Origin of the sequence: Candidatus Methanosphaera massiliense (assembly GCF_028890305.1) — an archaeon.
Classification (GTDB): Archaea; Methanobacteriota; Methanobacteria; order Methanobacteriales; family Methanobacteriaceae; genus Methanosphaera; species Methanosphaera massiliense.
Genome location: NZ_JARBXM010000001.1, coordinates 514,925 through 537,773, shown reverse-complemented (window position 1 = coordinate 537,773; position 22,849 = coordinate 514,925). Strand labels below are relative to the sequence as shown.

Here is a 22,849-nt window from a genome sequence, read left to right as displayed (position 1 = left end):
AGTGGATATAATAGATTACTAAATCCAGGTGATAATATTGGTTAGAATGAACAAAGAATGGCCTGAAGAAGGTGATCTCATTGTTGGAACCGTACACAAAGTATTAAACTACGGTGCATTTGCTAAACTAGAGGAATATGAAGGAAAAGAGGCTTTTATTCACATATCTGAAGTATCCTCAGGATGGGTAAAAAATATACGTGACTACGTTAGAGAGAATCAGAAAATCGTAGCAAGAGTATTAAGAGTTAACCCAAAAAAAGGACATGTTGATGCATCTCTTAAAAGAATACGTGAAGATCAAAGAACACGTAGGATGCAACAATGGAAGATAGAACAGAAAGCAGAGAAATTACTAGAAATCTCAGCTAAATCATTAAATAAATCACTAGATGAGGCATATGATGAAGTAGGATATCTGATTATGGATGAATTTGGAGATTTATATGAAGGTTTTGAATTAGCTTCTGATGAAGGAGAAGATGTCCTCTTAAACATTGATATTGAACCTGAGTGGGCAAAAGCAATAACAGAAGTAGCTAAAAAGAATATTTCTACACCAGAAGTACAGATTACAGGATATGTAGATTTAACTTCATACAAACCTAATGGTGTTGAAATTATTAAGGAAGCATTACTTGCTATTGAAGCAGATAATGTGGAAGTTCAATGTGTAGGAGCTCCAAAATACAGGGTCATGGTAACTGCGGAAGATTACCCAACAGCTGAAAAAATCCTTAGTGAATCAGCGGATAAATGTGTGGCAATAGTTGAAGATAATGATGGACAAGGTAGTTTCCATCGTGAATTAGATGAATAATTAGGTTCTTCTAATTATTCTTGTCACAATTATACTTTTTTTATATAATTTTTTTAATATTATTAATCACAACTTATTTTCAAATAGTAGTGTTAAATAATTAATCATTTACATATTAATATTTAATAGAAAATTATTTATTTTTCAGATAAATGGGAGGATTATAATATGGACATTAAATCCATAAAACCAAATTATTATACTTTGAAGAGTTTTGAATTTATTAATGGTAGAATATTAGAAAATCAGATTGTTGAATATATAACATTAGGTACACCTCGATATGATGCAGATGGCAAGATATGTAATGCTATTATTTATTTCCATGGAACTACTGGTAATTATTCTTCTATCAATAGGATAAGTTCAATGCTTGTTGAGGGTAAGCCTCTTAGTTTAGATGATTATTATTTCGTTTCTTTATCTACTCTTGGTACTCCAGGTAGTAGTAGTCCGAGTACTTCTGGATTAAATAATGATTATCCTGAGTATGGTGTTTTAGATATGGTTAATTTTAATAGGCAGTTCTTGGAGGAGTGTTTGAATATTACTCATCCACTTGGTTTAATAGGTAATTCTATGGGTGGATTTGAGGCTGTTACATGGGCTACTATTTATCCAGATAGTATTGATTTTCTTATATCTCTTGTAAGTAGTTATAAGGTTGGTGGTCAGAATTATGTTATTAGTAAGGTTATGAATGATATTATTACATCTGACCCTGATTTTAATGGGGGTAATATTACGGGGGATTGTAAGAGGTCTTTGAAGATGGCTAGTAAATCAATGTATTCCTTTGGTCTTTCAAGACAGTTTTATATGGACCAATCCATATCTGATATTAATAAGTATATGGATGAGTTTGCAGAGGAGGATTCAATGGAGGATGTATTGGATGCTTATTATAGAAATGTTGCATCTATGAATTATGATTTGTCTTCTATTGTTTCAGATATATGTGTACCTACATTGATTATTGGTATTTATGAGGACCAGTATTTCCCTCCGGAGCTTGATGCTATTCCTATGCATGCATTGATAAAAAATTCAACACTTGTATGTTTTAATTCATATATGGGACATGTTGGATCTTCTGAGTTAATAAAAATTGAACCAGAGATAGTTGAATTCATGTCACAGTTTAAAGAATAGAACATTTACCACATATATAACTAAAATAATTATATTAATTAAAGACGTATATTTCAAGTGTAAATTTGCATTGACAAACAATAATAAGAATAATTATCAATATTATCTAATAAAATATAATATTAGATAAAAAATATATAATATAACAGTATGAAATTTCAAATGAAACGATGTAAAAAATGTGGAGAATATACTCTACAAGATATTTGTCCAGAGTGTAATGTAAAAACCGGAGTAATCTTCCCAGCAAGATACTCACCACAAGATAAATATGGTAAATATAGACGTCTTCTAAAAAAACAACAGATGGAATAAGATAAAACATAAAAAAAGGGGGTTATTCATTGGATAACAAAAATAGAATAAAAGAAATTGAGGAAGTAGACCTAGAAAATCCAATAGTGCTAGAAGGATTACCAGGAATAGGATTTGTAGGAAAAATAGTGGTTGATCAAATAATAAAACAAATGGATGCTACTAAATTCGCAGAACTTCAATCAGACTATTTCCCACCTCAGGTTACAATGAAAAAAGATGGACTAATAGAACATATGAAAAACGAGTTTTATTATATTAAAGATTTCGGAGAAAATAATCAAGATATAATATTATTAACAGGAAACTCTCAGGGATCCGATTTTGAAGGTCAAATAGCAATCTCCAAATTATTAATTAATTACTTCGAGGATCTAGGTGTACAGAAGATATTTACCCTAGGTGGACTTGGTACTGGTGAAATGATAGAAAAAAGCAGAGTAGTTGTTGCAGGTAATAATAAAGAATTAATTGATGAAATACTAGAAATTGACAATGCAGAACTAAGAAAGGATGAAGGCGGAGCAATAGTAGGAGCATCAGGATTATTACTATATTACGGTGAAGAAAAAGGCATTGATGCAGCATGTCTTATGGGTGAAACACCAGGATTTTATGTAGACCCTAGTGCTGGTAAAGAAGTTTTACTAGTCTTATTTGAATTATTAAACTTCCAAATAGATCTTGAAGAGCTTAATGAACAAGTTGAAGACACACTTAAAAGATTATCCCATAATCCTCAATTCGGACAGGTAGGAATGGAACCACAAGTATCTAAACCTAGTGAGGATTTACGTTATATTGGATAATAAAAAGTAAAATAACCCTTTCCTATATTTTTTGTTATATATGCGTATAGTAACTATAAAATTACAGAATTTATCCTATTTTCCAGTATAAACTCATAGTCTTTCATATGGACTAAAATTATAAATAGTAAAAATAGGTATATATATTAATATAATACAGTACTGTCTAAGAAGTACTTTACCGAGGAAAGATTTTATTTTTCATAAAAAAATTAAGGAGTTAAAATCATGGAATTAGCAATGTTTAACATGGATTATGTAACTATTCTAATCTTCTTTATCATTGGTTTTGTAGTCATTACTTTAATTGGTCAAGCAATGGGTAGTTCAATAGAATAAACTAAATTTAATTCTTTTTAGTTTAATTTTTATTTTTTATAATACCATAATAGTAAACTATAAAAAGAATGAACTAAAGATAGTAATAATAGTAATACGTTTTTTTATAACAAGGGCCTGTAGCCTAGACTGGATAGGGCGTTGGACTTCTAATCCAAAGGTCGGGGGTTCAAATCCCCCCAGGTCCGCTAAAAATTAAATCCAAACAATATATAACTTTTTTTTTAGAATTATTTTATTATTATAAATTATTTATAAATTAATTATATTATTTAGTAAATGGGTTTGTAGCCTAGTCTGGATAGGGCACCAGACTCCTAATCTGGAGACCGGGGGTTCAAATCCCCCCAAATCCGTTAAAAAAAGAGAATAACTAGTTTTGTATAATTATTATTTAATTATATTCAACAGTACCATATTGGCCTCCACGACCAGGATTCACATTTAAACCATTATTTCTATATGAATTTATAACCTTAGATAATAATGGGTCAACTTTTTCTATAGATTCAATCGGAGTATTAAGAAGAACCTCAATTTCATTTCCAAATTGTTTTAGAAGATTGTCATATCGTGTTTGCACATATTTTGTTGTAACGCCTTTATCATGCACAGTACTTAGCAGTTCTGATAATGGAAGCAGATATTGGTATGGTGGACGATTACTTGGATGCTGAGGTGTATCATATGATGCTAGTTCTTGAATTCTACCCTTCACGCCCTTCTTGATTCTACCACCGCAGGTACATTTCATATTTCTAGCCATTGCATCATGTATATTATATATTTTATGACATTGAATACAGCCTGTTTCATGATATTTTCCCATACGTGGATCAAAACCATAGTTTTCTATAATATTATTATCTTTTATTGATTTACGTAATCCATTATAGGATAATTCATCTAATTCCATTTTATTAAATTCTCTTCCTATTCTATGAGGCCATGGAGAATGAGAATCGGAGTTTGTTAAAAATGTGTAATCCCATAATTCTTCGATTGTATCTGCTAAATCTGAATCACTAGATAATCCTAGTTCTACAAAGTCAGGTTTATCATCATAACATTCCATTATTGAATCATATTCTTTATATAATCCTGTCCATGGTGTAAATATATGGGCTGGTCCTATTATACAATCATATTCACGGGCTATGTCCATTATTTCTGCTCCATTCATTCTGATTTTTGGTCGGCCATCTGAATCCATATTCTTCACAGTGAATTCATCTCTCATTTGCCATGCTACTTCTATGGATGGTATTATAAGTAGATGATGTATTCTGTGATTATCTTCTAGTTCTGTGGTTGTTATAAATTTGGTATTATTTGGTGCTATATTGTCATTCGTTTTGTAAATTCCTGTATCATCTATTTCTATTAATGAATCTTCTAGTTCTTTTAGCCATTTTGAATGAAAAGCATCTCCAGTTGCCACGAGATTTAAACCTTTTTTAACGGATTCAATTGCCATAGTTTCTGGGTTCATATTTTTTGATGTAGCCATAGAGTATTTACTATGTACATGTAAATCTGCATTAATTATCATTTTAATCATTAAATAAAAAATTAGTTTAAAATTAAATTTGTTATTATGTGGGTATTGATTTAAGTTTCTTTTATTGAATAAAAAAAGTTTTTAATTTGAGATGTATTAGAAAAGAAATTATTTTTTTAATGTTTATCTTATTTCTTCTATTTTAATCTCAATAATAATATTATCTTATCTTAAAGTGTATCCTATAGGAATTATTTTATGATTTTTACTGTTAATAGTGTAAAAAAGAAGGTATCCTTGAGGAAATACCTTTCTTATTTTAGTCCGCATCATCATTTCGGTACCATACTTGTTTTCTTGCTGGTTCTAAAGGAACATATACTTTCACTTTAGCATGAGTTGTATCATCTGTTGCTTCAAATTCAACCCATTTACCATCATCTGTATCAAGTATTGTGGCACTGTTTTTATCTATCTTTGCGTGTGTTGGTTCTTTTATTATGAATTGATATGCTTGATCTACTGTGATTACTTTGGTATTATAAGTATCTGGTAGAATGTGTGGAACATTTGGATCATTTGGGTCTTGTTGTGTTATTACTGATGAGCCTCCTCCATTAGTTGGGCTTCCTCCATTAGTTGGGCTTCCTCCATTAGTTGGGCTTCCTCCATTAGTTGGGCCTCCTCCATTAGTTGAGCCTTCATTGTTACTGGAACTTCCATCGTTAGTAGAACCACTTCCACTACTACCAGTTCCAGTATTTACTGGATTGTTTGCATTAATTAATGCTCCTGATCCCTGGTTTGATCCACTGCCTGAACCTTGTGAATTTGCTGAGTCTGTTGCTTGATTGTTTGATGAGCCTGTTGATTGACTACCTGATGCATCTGCTGATTGTTTATCTGATGGATTTTGCTGGTTTTCATTTGCTGTATTTGCTGAATCACCTGCACTTGGTGCTGCTAATGTGTCTGTTATCGGTGAGTTCTCTGTCTGTACACTGGATAATGGGTTGAGTACATCATCACCCAAATTTATCTGGTATGTTGCTGCTATTATTCCTATTAAGACTACTATTAAGACGGATAATATGATTTTTTTATCCACCATTTTTTCACCTAAATCGAATATTTTTCTTGTTTCATTGTATATTATTATTAAATAATATTTTTATATGATTATTTCTCATATTTTTAGTATTTAATCTTTTATATTATATTCGGGTATTGCTTTTGTTTTTGATATGTCGGTTATTATTGTTTTCGTTGTTCGTTTTTTAGGGTTTTCTACTTGGCTTAATAGATTTTCTGCGTAATTTAGTGCGTTTTTGTATTTTTGTATTATTGTTTTCAGGTCACTTATTGCTTCGGGGTCTCCTCGGTATAGTCTTTCTTCTATGTTGTATAGTTCTGTGAATTCTTCTCCCATCATGTGCATGTTTATTGTGTCCGGTTTTATGAATATTTTTATTTCGATGTCCTGTGCTATTTCATAGTATTTTCTTGGTCTTCCTCTTTCTATTTTTTGGTATGTTGGATTGATTAGTCCTAGTTCTTCCATTGCTTTAAGGTGACCTATTATTGCTTTTTGTCCAACGTTTAGTTGTTGTGAGAGTTGACTTACAAATCTTGGTTCTTCAGTTAGTAATGCAAGTATGTCCCTTCTTGTTTTGCAGCCAATTACATCGAGTACTGCTTCTAAATCCATATAATCATCTTCTTTATTTTTTTTATTTAATATGTTTATTTTCTTTTCGTCGTTTCCTATTTATATATTATATTTTCAAATTATATATAAATATTACCTTTGGTTACTAAAAGACCAAAACGTTTATATACTATGACAATGCAACTTAATATTAAGAAAAATTACTTTTGTAACTAATGGTTACTAAAATAACATAACTTATATATAACAAAAAGTAACTAAATTATAATTAACAAATAAAAAAGAAAAAAATTATCATGACTGTAGAGTTATTATAAAAAATCATATAATAAAAAAAAGAAGGGTGTAATACATGACAGAAGAAGAAAAAACCAAAAAAGAAGCACAAAACACAGAAAAACAACAAGAAGAAGAACAAGAAGAACAAGAACCATCACCAGAAGAAACAATTACACAGCTACAAGAAGAAGTAGAACTATACAAAAATAAACTACAAAGATCACGAGCAGACTTCGAAAACTTCAAAAAACGGTCAGAACAAGAAAAACAAAGTTTCGTCAAATACGCCAATGAAGGCTTAATATTAAAAATACTGGAGGCATATGAAGACTTAGAACGAGCTCTACAAGTTAAAGAAGACAAAGATTTAAGAGAAGGAGTAGAACTCATCTATAAGAAACTAACAAAAATCCTCAAAGATGAAGGAGTAGAACCAATAAACACAGAACATCAGAAATTTGACCCATACAAACATGAAGCACTATTAACAGAAAACAATGATAACTACGAAAACAATGAAATCATAGAAGACTTACAAAAAGGATACACCCTAAACTCAAAAGTTATAAGATATTCAAAAGTTAAAGTTTGTAAAAAATAATCATAAAAGATAACTAAATTATTATTATTTAAATTATTCAAAAAACACGATTAAAATATAAAACAAGCAATAAGGTGATAACATGGCAGAAGAAAAAGTAATAGGAATAGACTTAGGAACAAGTAACTCAGCAGCAGCTGCACTAGTAGGTGGAAAACCAACAATCATACCAAGTGCAGAAGGAGCAACACAATATGGTAAATCATTCCCAAGTTATGTAGCATTCACAGATAATGGAGAAATACTTGTAGGAGAACCAGCAAAAAGACAAGCAGTAACAAACCCAGAAAACACTATAAGTGCAATTAAAAGACACATGGGATCAGATTACACTGTAAACATCAAAGGAAAAGATTACACACCACAAGATATCTCAGCATTAATTCTACAAAAAATTAAAAAAGATGCAGAATCATTTTTAGGAGAACCAGTAAAAAAAGCAGTAATTACAGTACCAGCATACTTTGATGATAACCAGAGAACAGCTACCAAAGATGCAGGTAAAATTGCAGGACTTGAAGTATTAAGATTAGTAAATGAACCTACAGCAGCAAGTTTAGCATACGGATTAGATAAGACCGATGAAGACGATGTTAACATATTAGTATTCGACCTTGGTGGAGGTACACTTGATGTAACAATCATGGAATTCGGAGAAGGAATCTTCGAAGTAAAATCCACAAGTGGTGACACCAACCTTGGTGGTACAGATATGGATACAGCAATCATGAAATACATCGCAGAAGAATTCAAGAAAGAAAACGGTGTAGATTTATTAAATGATGACCAAGCAGCACAACGTTTAAGAGAAGCAGCAGAAAAAGCAAAAATTGAATTATCCACAACACTTACAACAGACATCAACTTACCTTTCATTACAGCAACACAGGCTGGTCCATTACACTTAAACATGACTTTATCAAGAGCAAAACTTGAAGAAATTGTAGACCCAATTGTAGAAAAATGTGGAGCTCCAATCAAACAAGCAATCAGCGATGCAAAAATGAATACAAATGAAATCGATAAAATTATTCTTGTAGGTGGACCAACAAGAATGCCATGTATCCAGAAATACGTTGAAAACTACATAGGTAGAAAAGTAGAAAGAGGAATTGACCCAATGGAATGTGTAGCATCTGGAGCAGCAGTTCAAGGTGGAGTACTTGCAGGTGAAATTGATGATTTAGTATTACTTGATGTAACACCATTATCATTAGGTATTGAAACAATGGGTGGAGTAGCAACAAAACTCATCGACCGTAACACCACAATTCCTACCAAGAAGAGCCAAATCTTCACAACAGCAGCTGATAACCAGACAAGTGTAGATATCCACGTTGTACAAGGTGAAAGACCAATGGCAAACGATAACACTACACTAGGAAGATTCCAATTAGTAGGTATACCAGCAGCACCAAGAGGAACACCTCAAATTGAAGTAACATTTGATATAGATGCAAACGGTATAATCAATGTATCTGCACAGGATAAAGGTACAGGAAAAGAACAAAAAATAACAATCACCTCTTCAAATAAATTATCTGATGAAGAAATTGAACAAAAAATCAAAGATGCAGAAGCACACGCTGAAGAGGATAAAAAACGTCAAGAAGAAATTGAAATCAGAAACAATGCTGATTCATTAGTATACACATCTGATAAAACATTAGAAGAACTTAAAGATCAACTATCTGATGACAAGAAGAAAACAATTGAAGATCAACAAAAAGACCTTAAAGATGCAATTGAAAAAGATGACATTGATTTAATCAAAGAAAAATCAGATGTACTTGAAAAAACTATTCAAGAAGTAGGAGCAGAAATTTATCAACAAGCAGCTCAAGAGCAAGCAGCACAGCAACAAGCACAACAACAAGCACAAGGACAGAATGCTAACGCATCACAATCCAATAACGACGATGACACAATCGATGCTGACTTCGAGAAAAAATAGACAAGTTAATAATAAATCGTAAATCATCCTATTAAAAAGGCGAACAGACATGATATGCATTAGGAATTAGTATTACTAATTTCTTAACATAATCCTTTTTTATATAATAATCATTAAATAGATTATATAACTAAAAGTGAAGAAAACAATCAATCAAATAAGGTGTAGTTATGGATTATGGAAAGGATTATTACAGGATATTAGGAGTAAAACCTAATGCAGATGAAAAAACTATTAAAAAAGCATATCGTAAACTAGCTAAACAATACCATCCAGACATAAACTCATCAAAAAAATCAGAGGAATATTTTAAGCAAATAACCGAGGCTTATTCAGTATTATCTGATTCTACAAAAAGAAGAGAGTATGATTATTATCATAGAGTCATCAAATTCCAAAATGCAACTAGAAGAATCCATCCTGATACTATATTTAATGGTGTGAAATACATAGCTGATTTAGAAAGGAATTATAATTTAGTATCTAATCTTATAGATGTTGGACTAGGAGCACGTAGGAAAAACAAGCTATCAAGAATGAAAAATCATCCATTACGATCTTTCAGAAATAGACATGGCCGTAGACACAGAGGACCATTCTAGAAGTATTGTATTAGTATAGTTTAGAATAAATAATGTTTTGGATTCATTAGAGAATACAAATCAGTATATAAAATATAAATATATCCCAAGTGGTAAAGTAAACTCCAATTTAATGTATTAGTACATAACTTTTCCACATTCATATAAATTAAATAGCTATAAAAACATGTGATAAGGGAAAATTGGAAAGTTATGGAAAAAAATAACTAAAAATACATTTCCCCATAATCGGAAGTAGGAAAAGGGAAATAATAATTGTAGGTATGGGCATATGAGTATTAATCATAATTCCCATACTATTTTTTTTATATAATAAACTCAAAAACATAATTATCATTAAATAATTATTCATTACAAAGAAAAGGAAAAGAGAGGTGTATATTCATGGCAGAAAAGAGAGATTACTATGATGTATTAGGTGTAGACCGTAATGCAGATAAAAAAACTATTAAAAAAGCGTACCGTAAATTAGCAATGAAATACCATCCTGATGTTAACAAAGAGGAAGGTGCAGAGGATAAATTTAAAGAGCTAAGTGAGGCTTATGGTGTTTTATCTGATGATGAAAAAAGAGCTAGATATGATAAATATGGTCATGCTGGAATGGATGGATTCACACAGGAAGATATATTCAACAACATAAACTTTGAAGATATATTCAGTGGTTTCGGAGGGTCTAATGGTGGATTCGGAAGTATTTTTGATTTATTCGGATTCGGCGGCGGATCAAATACACAGTCCGGCAGAGGTGCTGATATAGGACAAACTGTTGAATTAACACTTGAAGAAGTAGCAACAGGAGTATCTAAGGATATAAATGTTACTCATAAAAAGACATGTCCTAAATGTAATGGATCACGTGCTGAGCCAGGTTCATCAGTAAATACTTGTTCTAATTGTAATGGTACCGGACAAGTAAGACAGGTTCAAAATACACCTCTAGGACAGTTTGCAACAGTATCCCCATGTCCACAGTGTAAGGGTGAAGGTCAGATAATAGAACATCCATGTACTGAATGTCATGGTACAGGACTTAAACAAACTACTAATAAACTATCAATCAACATCCCTGCAGGAGTAGAAACCGGTACAAGACTACGCGTTGCAGGTGAAGGTGACGATGGTATAAAAGGAGCTCCATCAGGAGATTTATATGTAACCATCAAAGTTAAAAAACACGACTTATTCAAACGTGATGGCCGCAACCTTTACTATGAGTTACCAATAAGTTATGTTCAAGCATGTCTTGGTGACAAAGTAGATGTTCCAACAATTGATGGTGAAGTTTCACTTAAAATACCAGCAGGAACTCAGAGCGAAAGCACCTTTAAAATTAAAGGTGAAGGTATAAAGGATATTAACTGGTCTGGTAAAGGTAATCTCTACGTTAAAGTTCATGTTGTAGTTCCTAAGAAATTATCTGATAAACAGAAAGATATTCTCAAAGACTTTGCTGATGTGAGTGGTGAGGAGATATCTCACGTTAAACAAGGATTCTTTGATAAGGTTAGAGAAACATTAAATAATTAAACATGTATTAATTTATTAACCTCCACACTTTTTCTTTTCCTAAAATTTTTTTTTATAAATTCTATTTTTTTTAAGCATTATATTTAATTGCATTTTCTTATATAATACATTAATATCTATAAATTATCCGTGGGGATTGATTGGATATGATAATTAAGGAAGATGATGTTTTATTAGATATTTCTATAAATAACAAGTTTTATTCTCATTTATCTTTTCTGCAGGTTATGAATTTATTAGAGCATTATGTGAGTGATGTAGGAGATTTAGAGCCTATGACCTCAAAAGTGGTACATGGTGTTTACATGTATTTTAGTTGTGATGAGGATAGACATAGGTTTTATACTAAAATATATAAAACTATGCATGGTACAGATAGATGGATATTATTCATGAAGGATGAAAATGAGGGATATGCATTTTATATGAATTCGGTTACTAATAAAATTGAATTGTCCTGGTATAACAGGTTACTTAATGAACCGTTAAATAAAGAAGAAGAAAGAAAGAGGATAACTTGTTATGTACCTGATATCATGTATTAGTATTTAATACAAACTATCAAATAATAAAGAGTATAGATATAAATAATATAACAAAAAGATAAAATAAAATAAATAAAATTATTACTGGAGAAAATTAATTTGACATACGATGCAGAAGTATTAGTTGTAGGATGTGGAAACGTTCTATTCAAGGACGATGGATTTGGACCTACAGCAATAAAAGAATTAGAAGAACATTTAGATGAAAGACCATTACCAGATAATGTAATTACTATAGATGGGGGAACAAGTGCGCCATACTATGTATTCTCTCTACCAAATCCTATGTGGAAAAAAATTATCATATTAGATATATCAGACTTTGGTGGAAAACCAGGGGATGTAAAAATTCTATCAAAAGATGATGTACCTGAAGGAAAATATCAGGATCCACATTCATTATCAGTAGCAGATCCTTTAGATGATTTAGATGAAGTAGAGATTGTAATCATAGCATGTCAACCAGAAAAAGTATCATCACCATTTGTAGAAGTAGGATTATCTGATAGTGTAAAAGATGCAATACCAAAAGCAATTGACATAGTATATGAGCAAGTAAAATTATAAATTACTACTATCTATAATTACTAAAACTACTTATTCTTTTTTTTAAGTCAATGTGAGAGCGATTACCATGACAAACTTTAGAAAATTAAATGAAAATGACGATATAGAAACAATAGCTGCATGGATTTACTCAACAGACACATTTCTATTTAATCCACTATTCTTCAATGATAAGATAAGAGCAATTACAGGAATAGAAAGGTTAATAACAAGTAATTATTCAAACCCATATCACCGAGACTATATCACCGTAATATATGATGAAAATCCTGATATTATTGAAGGAGTAGCTGTATCATTTAGAGGTTCAGATATATCTGTAGAACAAACAATAAAGGCAATGCGTGATACATCATGTACTAGTTTACCTTTGATATTACAATATTCAGTTAATAGTAGGCTATTTGCATCACATATACGGGATAATGACTACTATCTTGGAAATCTATATGTAAATCCAGAGTACAGGAAAAATGGAAACGGAAGTAAACTAGTTGAAAAATGTAAACAACTAGCAAGACAATCAAACTGTAAACAAATACTACTTGATGTAGAGTATACTAAGCCATACCTACTTGATTTCTATGCAAAGCTAGGATTTAAGAAAAGTAGTAAAAATTATCATAGAATATTCGGAAAAACTTATGGATGTTATGGTTTAAAATGTAAATTAGACTAGCGTTTATTTTAATAAAAAAATATTTTTGAAGGGATATATGATGGAAAAAGTAGATGATATAATAATAATACTAGGAAAAGAAAGAGATTCAAACTGTTATATAATTGATGACATGATGATAGACCCAGGGTCTGGACAATACACTGATTATGTAATTGAATCCATAAAAGAAGCAGGAAAGTCAATGGATGATATAAATAAAATAGTAAATACTCATTGTCACTTTGATCATATGGGAGCTGACAAGTACTTCCAGGATAACTATGGATATGATATATACATGCATCCCTTAGATATACAGACAGTAGAAGAAAAAGATGAAAATGCAACAGTAGCAACATCATTTGACATGGAAGTACCAGATTTAGATATGAAACCATTAAATGAGAAAGATAAACTAGGAGACTATGAAGTACTACACACACCAGGACATACACGTGGTGGAATATCCTTATTTAATGGAAAAAGCTTAATAAGTGGAGATACATTATTCTCAGGCGGAAACTTTGGAAGAACAGACCTTCCAACAGGTGATAGAGCACAGATGAGAGAATCAATACTAAAAATAGCAGACCTTGATGCAGTACAGATATTCCCAGGACACGGACCATATGCAATATCTGCAGTAACAGAACAAATATCTTTAGCAGTAATGCTAGCTTCAAGACTGTAAATAATAATAACTAAAATAAATTATACATCACCACCCTAATATTTTCTATTTTTTAAAATCTAAATTAATTAAAACAAGAATATAAATTTTTATTATTAAAAAAAGGGAAATTCATTAAAAAAATAAGTAGTGTAGTGGAAATCAAATGTTTCCAACTACAAAACATAATATTATCTATTTTTTAACAGTTAATGTAGCATTATCTGATGTTTTTCCATAGAAGTTTTCATTATAGATACAGGTAAGTACATAATTCCTTGCTTTTATAGAAGCTGGGATTTTATAGTTAACAGTTGCTTTACCATTAACTACTTTTGCAGATATTACTTTTCCTGCATTATCTTTTAGGGTTACACCATTTATTTTAAATACTACATTTCCGCTGTTAACAGTTTTTCCATCATTTGATTTTATGAGTGCTGTGAATTTTGTTTTTTGGCCAGCTTTAACACTAACTTTGTTTACTGTAACTGTTGCAGTTTTCTTGTTATCCTGTGTTGTTTTTAATGTTTTTGTTGTGTTAGATGTGGTTGTGGTAGTTGTTTTTTCGTTACTTACTACTAATGTTGTTGTTGCTTTTGCTATGTTATATGTGTCTGTTCCAAGGTATTTTGCTTCTACTTTAGTATTCAAGGATGCATCTGGTGTAATTTTTACTGTTGCTAATCCTTTATCTACCTGTGCATAGCCTAGTACTGTGCCATTGTCTGTGACAAATTTAACTATTCCGTCATTGACATTATTATCTTCTGCATCAACTACTGTAACTGTAACTGGTAATTCTTCTCTAACAACTCCATTTATTGGTGTTGTCTTCATTGTTACAGGTATTGGTTCGACTGTGAGAACTACCATTTTAGTATTATCAGCATATATTCCATTAGGATCAGTGTATGTGATTGTTATTACTTTATCACCTAATGTGTCAAATACATATTTTGTATTAATGGATGAAACATCACTTAATGAGTTAATAACTCTATTATTTACTTTCATTGTGATTGTTCCAGTTATAGGATTTCCTTGTTCATCTGTGATATTTGCTGTTAAGTCGGTGGTATTATTAATTATCACTGTTCTTGGTATGTTGCTGTTTATTGTTACTAATGCCATTGTTTTAATGGTTAATGTTGCGTTTGATGGTTTGCATGTTTCATTTCCAGCGTAACTAATCATTATGGTATGTGTACCTGGAGTGGTTGGAGTGTAAACATATGTGAATTTGCCATTGTTTTTAATGTTTATTAAACTAATGGATTCACCATCAACTGTTACAACTAATCCATTAATATTAGTCTTAGCATTATTTACTTTGAATACTCCATTGATATTTAAGTTATTGTTTACAAGCATTACATAGTTATTGTAATTTAATTTAATGTTTGAGGAATATCTGTCATCTGTTACACTAATTGTGTTTGTGTTTGATGCGTTGTTGTATATTTCATTTCCTTCATATACTGTTGTGAATGTAATGTCATCCATGCTTGTAGGTTGATATGTGAATGTTCCTACACCATCAGTAATGGTTACTACACGTGTAACATCGCCTATTGTAACAAATACTCTGCCAGAGTTAATTGAGTTACCATCAGCATCTTTTAGTGTTACAGTTATTGTATTATTTTGATATAATGATAAGTTTCCAGTTAAATCAACTGTTGTATCTACTTTTTCAATGGTTAATGTTACATTAGTTTCATTTTCATTGAAGACAGTGTTACCATTATATTTTATATTTACTGTGTATGTACCAATAGCATTTGTAAAGTTTGCTTTTGCTGTACTATTTACAACATCTGCTGTTACAGTTTCGTTTCCCATTGTGAAGGTTACAGTACCTATGTTCACTGGATTTCCAAGTGAATCTGTCACTGTTACTACTATAACTCCTGGTTTTAATGCTGTTGTTTTAACATTTTCAGATGTTAATGTAACTTCATTTGAAGGGGTGTTGTTTTCTACTGTGTTGTAACTTTCGGTTAATACAGAACCTGAACCTATGTTTAATGTTGAGTATAATGTGTTGTTTGTTACAGTGTTAGAATAACTTCCGGTTAAGTTTATAGTGTTTGTACTGTTATCAGGAGTTGTAACATTTATATTGTTAAATTGAATAGTGTTACTGTTTGAACTGCCTATTAATTTAATTCCTGAGTTTTCTACTTGTATATTATCATTTTCTACAGGACTATTTTTCATGTCACCTGTAACTGTGATATTGTTATATGTTATATTGTTATAACGGGAACGATATCCTCCTATACCTAATACGTAGTTGTTGCTTCCGCTAAGTTTGTTATAGGATATGTTGTTATAATTTATGCTCCAAATTTCCATGAGATATACGGAGCTTGAGTTACCTGTTATGTTGTTGTATGTGATTGTGTTGTATGTGACTGCACCCATGGTGTTAGTTGAAATATATAATCCATATGTTACATCATCAGCTTGTACATTTATATCATTGTTTGATATTGTGTTGTATGATGCTGGTCCTGTTAGTTGAACACCGTTTGCGTACTGGTCACTAGTTGTTCTTATTATGTTGTTGGTTATATTGTTATTGTTTACTTTACCATTGAAGGATACACCGTATCCATATGCTTTAGAAACTGTTATTATTGTGTTATTGTTAATAGTGTTATAGTTACTTTCTATGTCTTCGTCGAAGTTCATTGGGTCTCCTATGAATGAAATTCCTGTTATTGTTCCAAAGGATTCAGATTCACCAGTAACATTTGTTACTATTATGTTATTTTCTATAGTGTTGTTGGATGAGTTGTATCCTGTTATTGATGTTGTTATAGTGTGGCCTACGTAGTTATCATCATAGTATATGTTATCAGATGGTCCTGTCACGTTTATATTGTTTGATATGATTTTTATGTTGTTTGCGTTTGTTAGGTTTATTGCGGTTGTTCCGCCGTTATTGTTAAATTGTGTGAGTGTACAGTTTTTGATTAATATATCTGTTGTGTTGTCAATGTAGATTAATTCTGTGGAATAATTGCTGTTATTCATTATTATGTTTGTTATGTTTGTGTGCTGTCCTTCTGAGGTTAATGTGATTGTACAATTATTAAGTATTGCCTGGTCGGTTGCTGTTGTCATGTTTATTGGAAGACTTATTGTCATGTTTCTGTTTTTGAATGTTCCTGAGAATTGTAATTCAGAGTTTGGTGGTACCATGCTTAGTATTAGTTTTCCTTCGCTGTCAAAGTATTGGTCGTATGTATCATCCGTGAGTATTATTTTTTTAGGTTCTGGCATTGTTACATTACCTGTTAAGGTAATTGTCTGATTTGCCTGTGTAACCTTGATTAGGTATGTGCTTTGGTATAATGTGTAGTTGTTTGTTGTTTCTAGATTTTCAACTGTGGTTGTTGGTGAAGAGAATTCATCTCTGTCAGAGGTGTATGTTACAGTTAATCCTTCTGGTAATCCACCTTCAAGTGTTGATATCGCTCCTGTTGCATCAGTTACCTTGTTAAATACTGTTTTTATTGTTATATTGTTAAGGTAGCTTATGTTTGAATCAGGGGTTATTGTTGAATTCATTATTACCCAATTATTTACTACAATTGGGTTGCAGTCTAAATAATCCTCTTCGTAATCATCATAATATTGGCCTGATTTTATGTAGCTTGTAGGTTTTGTGTTTGTTCCCCACCAGTTATTGTTAGCTGTAACTGCGCTTCCTGTTTCATCTTCATTGTATAATGCAGACCGTGTTCCTGATGGTATTAATACTGAATTGGTTATATTAAATCCGCCACCATAATAATTATCAACTATAGATCCTTCACCTGTTGCGGTGTTGTTTATGAATGTTGATTGTATAATGGTTAAAAATCCACCATAATTCATTATGGCTCCACCATCTCTTCCTATAGTATTAGTTACTTTGTTTCCTATGAATGTACTGTTAGTTATAGTAGTATCTTCATGTGTTTGTATTGCTCCACCATTACCTATTGTTGCTTTATTGTTAATGAAGCTTGAATTATCTACAATCATAGGATATTTCTGTGTTAATCCATAAATACCAGCTAATCTTCCAGTATTATTACTGATTACTGAATTGTATATGGATAATTTTCCACCTAAGTTTATCCATCCCTGACTGTTACTATCATTAGGTACGGTGTTATTGTATATTCTTGTATTATTTATAGTAGTATTTCCATCTGCTTTTATGATAGCTGCAGTGTTATTGTAAATTGCACTGTTATTTATAGTTAAAGTAGAATCCTCAGCTAGTAGTATAAGATTTCCTGCTGTATTTAATCCACTATTTTTTACAGTGTTATTAGCTATTGTTACATTTTCAAGAATTAATTTACCCTTTGTTATATTTGCTATAGCGCCTTCTATGCCATTTGCATTATAGATAATCATATTTTTAAGAGTTAATGTTGCACCGTTATTTACAATGAATATATGGCCTTGATTTGCGTTTATTTTATTTCCATTTCCATCTATTGTAACGGTTTTATTAACTGTTATGTTATCTTCTGCTTGTCTTCTTTTTATATTGTCGGGTAATGTTATGGTTGAACCAGCTGTAATATTATTTATTTGGTTCTGTACAGTTTTATATCTTAATTCTGGTGATTCAATTATTGTTACTACACCAGGAACAACTGTTTGATTTTCTATTACTGCATTATTATATACTGCTGTTACAGTATAATTTCCTGCATTAAGATCATTAGTAACTGGAAGTGTGGCAATTCCCTCCACTACATCCACGGTGTAGTTTGTATTGTCAAATGTTATAGTTACATCGCAACCTGAGATTGAGTTATTCATGTCATCTGTTACGAAAACAGTCAAATCAAAGTTTGCTCCTTCAACTACAGTAATATTATTAACAGTAACATTTACACTTGATAAATCACTTGATCTTTGGAAGATTGCTGAACCATTGTATGCAGTGTTTTTTGACATAGTATTATTTGCTAGTAATGCGTCACAATCTATATATATTGCTCCACCTTGTTTTGAAGAACCGGTTCCAGTAACTCTGTTTGAAATGAATTTAGAGTTTTGTATTTCTAGATAGGATCCTCTTCCTGCTACAGCTCCACCTTTGGAGTTTGATGTATTGTTTATGAATGTAGAAGTATATATGTAGATTTTTCCTCTTGAATTAATTCCACCACCATAATTTACAGCGATATTGTTTTCGAAGGTTGAGTTAATTACAGTTATACTAACTTGACGATTACTGGATGTAAGTACTCCGTTATTAGTACTACTATTATAGAATGATGAGTCAATAACTGTGACCTGTGATCTTCCAAAGTTAAATGAACCATATACTCCATCGTTTTTTATTCCGGTTACATTTTTCATAATAATAACTGTATCTGAAGAAGTTTCTAATGCAGCTCCAACATAACCTGAGACAGTATTATTAATAAATGTTACATTATCAAAGGTTACATTACCTTCAGCAGTTATAACAGAGTTTTTATATAAATTACCTGTGAAAATTATGTTTTTAAATGTAACTGTATTACCTTTTGTAATAGTAAATGAACCATTATTTGAGGTTATAGTATGACCTTTACCATCAATTGTAACGGTTTTATCTATTATTACAGGCTGTTCATCATTATTTTTCTGATAATCTTTAGCTAAGGTTACATCTTCAGTTGCTGTATTCACTGTGCTATTTAGTTCAGCGAAATTTCCAGATGTACCCTCCTGTTTCAGTGATTTATGGGTTTTTTTCACTGATTTCTGTGTTGTTTGAACAGATTGTTTTTCTTTTATCTTATTATGATCAACATTATTAATTGTTGCTGGCTGGTCGGATAATACAGGTGATGTATCACTTATACTGCTTTGTGATGTATCACTTGTTGTATTATCTGTATCAGCAGCTGATATTGCTGATATTCCAACTAGTGTTATTAATAATAAGGAACATATAAGAAAAAATTTTGTCTTATTATTAAACATTTTTTCCATCCTATTACTTTGTTGAATATACATATTTTCCATGAGGTGTGAACAAAATAAATAAGTATGTATAGGAACATATCAAGCTTATTTGTTTTATTTTAAAAAAATATGTATATGTTATTATCTTTAAATCAAAATATTAATAATTTTATATTATCAAAAAATAAGGCGTTAAAAATAGATAAATACTACAGTAAAATAAGAATATTATGTATAAAAAGTAAAATAAAGTAAAAAAAAAGAATAATAAAAGACAATAATCCTCTTTTATTATAAAGTTGTAACTTTACAACCATCTTTCTCAACTATAATGGTATGTTCTGTTTGAGCTACCATAGCATCTGTTTTTTCTTTCAATGCATTATATGGGTAAATAGCTCGTGACCTAATTAATGGTTGCATTGCTCTATTTAATTTATGTTCATCATATTTGTCAAGGAAATGTCTTTTAGCAAATGGGAAATGAGAAAAGTCTGTACTAATGTATTTTAATAATCTTTTAGCATCTGGTTGACGTAGCGGTCTATTTCTTAAATATGAGTATATGTAGTGTTGTGGTATATCACTAACTAGTCCGACTCCATTAGTAGCAAATGGTTCTACTGCTATATGGTCACCTTCTTTTAGTTGATGATCACTGCCATCAGGGAAGTTTGGAATACTAAGACCAGCATGTAAATTGTTTTTCTCTAAACTATGACCTGTAAGATTTACTATAGGTGTATATCCTTTATCATGCATTGTCTTTTCTACTTCTGCTCCAATTTCATTTAGTGTAACACCATCTTTAATAATACTAATAGCATTCTCTAGTGCAGAACTGGATGCATCTATTATTCGTCTTCTTTCCTCAATCTCATCTTCAGTAACGACTGGATTTCCATCATCAAGTCTTCCAGGCATTTTAAGAGGATTTCCTTCTTCATCCACTGGTTCTTTGTTATCTCCTTCAATAATTACAGTTACTGCAGTATCTGATATGTATCCATCAATTTCTGCTCCTAAATCTATTTTAACAATGTCACCATTACAGAATAAGGTATCATCGGTTGGAGGTGATGTATAATGTGCTGCTATCTGGTTTATTGAAACGTTACATGGAAAAGAAAGTCCAGCACCTGTACTTTTTATTTCAGATTCTACCCAGTTAACTAGGTCACTTACTTTCATTCCAGCAGTTGCTTTTTTAGCTGCTTCTTTTCTGACTTTTGCTGCTATTTTTCCTGCTTTTTCATATTCTTCTAACATGTATATCACTAAAATAATTTGTTAATATTTAATCTATTTATTAATTTTAATATATAGTATTATAAATCCTATTAATTATATATAATAAAATATATAACATTGTATTATTATTAAAAATTAATACAATTAATTAACGAGAGATGGTGTGCAATGAATATAGCATTTACACAGGACCAAATCTTTTTTCTCATAATAGCTGTAATTATTTTAATAGCAATCATTTTTATTGTTATAGAATGGCGTAAAAGTGCAGTATCAAAAAATAAGGTACTTTTACTAGAAAAACAAACAGAACTTAAGAAAATAGAATTAGTAGAGAAAGATATGGAAAGTAAACGTAGAAAAGAAGACATGTCTGATTTATCTCAGGAAGATCAAGAAAAACTCAGACAAATAAGATTAAATACATCTGAGATAATGGGTCAAGTAGGATTATTAAGTACTGAAGTAAATGAAAGAGTTGAACGTTTAGAGGCAACTAGTGAATTAGTTAAACTTCAAAAACTTATGGATAAATTAGATAAAAAAGAAGCAGAACTTGAAAAATCTCTTAAAAAATAATTAGGGTGATTATATGGAAGCTGCATCAATTCTGGCTATAATAATATTATTAATAGCAGTTCTAATACTAATTTATTATTATTTACAGAGTACAAACAATCCACTTTATCAAAATATACATAGTCAAGCTTCAAACATTTCTAGCAGAGTAGTACAAGAGCCATACGTAATTGACTTATCAGATAAAGTTAATGATTTTGGTGGAAAATTTAAAGATAGAGTTAAAGTGGATGAGACTGAGGAGACTATATCTAAGACAGATATGATGACAAATAAGATAAATCAGTTTATAGATGAACAGAGTGAACAAGTCATTGCAGACTGGGATTTAGCAACACATAAAGATATTGATATAGTTCTGGAGAAATATGATAATCTTGAAAAAGATCTTAATGATTATAAAGATTCTAACAATAAACGTGTTGATGAATTAGAACAAAGACTTAATGATATTGATGAAAAACTTAATGACATGGAATAATTATTCTTATTATTTCAATCATATCTTATTTTTTTAGTAAAAAAAATAGTAACCTTTATATATTACTTTTTATTTAAATATATAATAGCTCTTAATAGAGACGTAATTTTATAGAAAGCGGGGTGGGGTAGTCTGGTGATCCCGCGGGGCTCATAACCCCGAGAGCCCTAGTTCAAATCTAGGCCCCGCTATCATATAATTTTCAAAATAAACTTATTTTTATTAATTTAATCAACTTATATGGTAAGCTGAAGTGCAGTTAACGGTGAATTTCACTGAGGAAACTCCATCCACTACAGAAAACCATGATGTATTTAATTAACATACGCTGAGAAGTGTGACACTGAAATAGAAACGATACGATACGTCTAAACCAGGCTTTGAAAGATGATACAATTACGTTGATGATGCCTAAGATAGATAATCGATGAAACGATCAATCCATGGAGTGCAAAAGTAAATATTGTCATTTCTGTTAAAGAAGACAAAGGTATCTTGCTAAGATAAATACTGCAATAAAACATGAGGTGGGTTACTCTCAGCATGCC

Annotated in this window: 19 protein-coding genes, 3 tRNA genes and 1 other RNA gene; 18 read left to right on the top strand and 5 right to left on the bottom strand. The window is 31.0% G+C overall.

Features of this window, described 5'->3' with window-relative positions; translation table 11 throughout:
* Positions 1-37: 37 nt before the first annotated feature.
* From OTK55_RS02640 to OTK55_RS02615, 6 genes are all read left to right on the top strand, one after another.
* Positions 38-820, top strand: coding sequence for a translation initiation factor IF-2 subunit alpha (locus tag OTK55_RS02640; protein WP_274870427.1), 783 nt, complete (start codon positions 38-40; stop codon positions 818-820).
* A gap of 168 nt (positions 821-988) precedes the next feature.
* A complete protein-coding gene (locus tag OTK55_RS02635) occupies positions 989-1,972 on the top strand; it encodes an alpha/beta fold hydrolase (protein ID WP_274870426.1) in 984 nt (327 codons plus the stop codon).
* Between the two features lie 150 nt (positions 1,973-2,122).
* The gene (locus tag OTK55_RS02630; protein WP_274870425.1) at positions 2,123-2,287 is read left to right on the top strand and encodes an RNA-protein complex protein Nop10; all 165 of its coding nucleotides are present in this window, start codon (positions 2,123-2,125) and stop codon (positions 2,285-2,287) included.
* Between the two features lie 29 nt (positions 2,288-2,316).
* On the top strand, positions 2,317-3,096 hold the full coding sequence (locus OTK55_RS02625) for a proteasome assembly chaperone family protein (RefSeq protein WP_274870424.1): 780 nt from the start codon (positions 2,317-2,319) through the stop codon (positions 3,094-3,096).
* 452 nt (positions 3,097-3,548) lie between these two features.
* A tRNA-Arg gene (locus OTK55_RS02620) sits at positions 3,549-3,623 on the top strand.
* A 93-nt stretch (positions 3,624-3,716) separates the two neighbouring features.
* A tRNA-Arg gene (locus OTK55_RS02615) sits at positions 3,717-3,791 on the top strand.
* 38 nt (positions 3,792-3,829) lie between these two features.
* Here OTK55_RS02615 and OTK55_RS02610 read toward each other — a convergent pair.
* The 3 genes from OTK55_RS02610 to OTK55_RS02600 form a co-directional block, all read right to left on the bottom strand.
* Positions 3,830-4,987, bottom strand: coding sequence for a TIGR00375 family protein (locus tag OTK55_RS02610; protein ID WP_274870422.1), 1,158 nt, complete (start codon positions 4,985-4,987; stop codon positions 3,830-3,832).
* 268 nt (positions 4,988-5,255) lie between these two features.
* Positions 5,256-6,047 (bottom strand): hypothetical protein, encoded by a 792-nt coding sequence (locus OTK55_RS02605; protein WP_274870420.1) that lies wholly within the window; start codon positions 6,045-6,047, stop codon positions 5,256-5,258.
* Between the two features lie 90 nt (positions 6,048-6,137).
* The gene (locus OTK55_RS02600; RefSeq protein ID WP_274870419.1) at positions 6,138-6,644 is read right to left on the bottom strand and encodes an ArsR/SmtB family transcription factor; all 507 of its coding nucleotides are present in this window, start codon (positions 6,642-6,644) and stop codon (positions 6,138-6,140) included.
* Positions 6,645-6,957: 313 nt separating this feature from the next.
* On the opposite strand from OTK55_RS02600, the gene grpE reads away from it, so the two are divergent.
* The 8 genes from grpE (at position 6,958) to OTK55_RS02560 (ending at position 14,035) form a co-directional block, all read left to right on the top strand.
* Positions 6,958-7,485: a nucleotide exchange factor GrpE gene (gene grpE, locus OTK55_RS02595; RefSeq protein ID WP_274870418.1), complete on the top strand. Its 528-nt coding sequence runs from the start codon at positions 6,958-6,960 to the stop codon at positions 7,483-7,485.
* A gap of 82 nt (positions 7,486-7,567) precedes the next feature.
* Positions 7,568-9,439 carry a molecular chaperone DnaK gene (gene dnaK / locus OTK55_RS02590; protein WP_274870417.1) on the top strand — a complete coding sequence of 624 codons (1,872 nt, stop codon included), beginning with the start codon at positions 7,568-7,570 and terminating at the stop codon, positions 9,437-9,439.
* 170 nt (positions 9,440-9,609) lie between these two features.
* Entirely contained in the window at positions 9,610-10,041 is a 432-nt protein-coding gene (locus OTK55_RS02585; protein ID WP_274870416.1) for a DnaJ domain-containing protein, read from the top strand.
* Between the two features lie 384 nt (positions 10,042-10,425).
* Positions 10,426-11,571, top strand: a complete 1,146-nt coding sequence (gene dnaJ / locus OTK55_RS02580; protein ID WP_274870415.1) for a molecular chaperone DnaJ — start codon at positions 10,426-10,428, stop codon at positions 11,569-11,571.
* Between the two features lie 146 nt (positions 11,572-11,717).
* Positions 11,718-12,116 carry a hypothetical protein gene (locus tag OTK55_RS02575; RefSeq protein WP_274870414.1) on the top strand — a complete coding sequence of 133 codons (399 nt, stop codon included), beginning with the start codon at positions 11,718-11,720 and terminating at the stop codon, positions 12,114-12,116.
* A 99-nt stretch (positions 12,117-12,215) separates the two neighbouring features.
* Positions 12,216-12,683 carry a coenzyme F420-reducing hydrogenase, FrhD protein gene (gene frhD, locus OTK55_RS02570; RefSeq protein WP_274870413.1) on the top strand — a complete coding sequence of 156 codons (468 nt, stop codon included), beginning with the start codon at positions 12,216-12,218 and terminating at the stop codon, positions 12,681-12,683.
* Between the two features lie 67 nt (positions 12,684-12,750).
* Entirely contained in the window at positions 12,751-13,362 is a 612-nt protein-coding gene (locus tag OTK55_RS02565) for a GNAT family N-acetyltransferase (RefSeq protein WP_274870412.1), read from the top strand.
* Between the two features lie 40 nt (positions 13,363-13,402).
* Entirely contained in the window at positions 13,403-14,035 is a 633-nt protein-coding gene (locus tag OTK55_RS02560; protein WP_274870411.1) for an MBL fold metallo-hydrolase, read from the top strand.
* A gap of 174 nt (positions 14,036-14,209) precedes the next feature.
* Here the strand turns inward: OTK55_RS02560 and OTK55_RS02555 are convergent, their stop codons facing one another.
* Positions 14,210-20,008 carry a beta strand repeat-containing protein gene (locus tag OTK55_RS02555; RefSeq protein WP_274870410.1) on the bottom strand — a complete coding sequence of 1,933 codons (5,799 nt, stop codon included), beginning with the start codon at positions 20,006-20,008 and terminating at the stop codon, positions 14,210-14,212.
* A 273-nt stretch (positions 20,009-20,281) separates the two neighbouring features.
* Positions 20,282-21,259, bottom strand: coding sequence for a M24 family metallopeptidase (locus OTK55_RS02550; RefSeq protein WP_274870408.1), 978 nt, complete (start codon positions 21,257-21,259; stop codon positions 20,282-20,284).
* 150 nt (positions 21,260-21,409) lie between these two features.
* Here OTK55_RS02550 and OTK55_RS02545 point away from each other — a divergent pair, with 150 nt between their 5' ends.
* From OTK55_RS02545 to rnpB, 4 genes are all read left to right on the top strand, one after another.
* Positions 21,410-21,820: a hypothetical protein gene (locus OTK55_RS02545; RefSeq protein ID WP_274870407.1), complete on the top strand. Its 411-nt coding sequence runs from the start codon at positions 21,410-21,412 to the stop codon at positions 21,818-21,820.
* 13 nt (positions 21,821-21,833) lie between these two features.
* Positions 21,834-22,301, top strand: a complete 468-nt coding sequence (locus OTK55_RS02540) for a hypothetical protein (RefSeq protein ID WP_274870406.1) — start codon at positions 21,834-21,836, stop codon at positions 22,299-22,301.
* 116 nt (positions 22,302-22,417) lie between these two features.
* Positions 22,418-22,492, top strand: a tRNA-Met gene (locus OTK55_RS02535).
* A 52-nt stretch (positions 22,493-22,544) separates the two neighbouring features.
* Positions 22,545-22,848, top strand: an RNA gene (gene rnpB, locus OTK55_RS02530) — RNase P RNA component.
* Position 22,849: the final 1 nt, after the last annotated feature.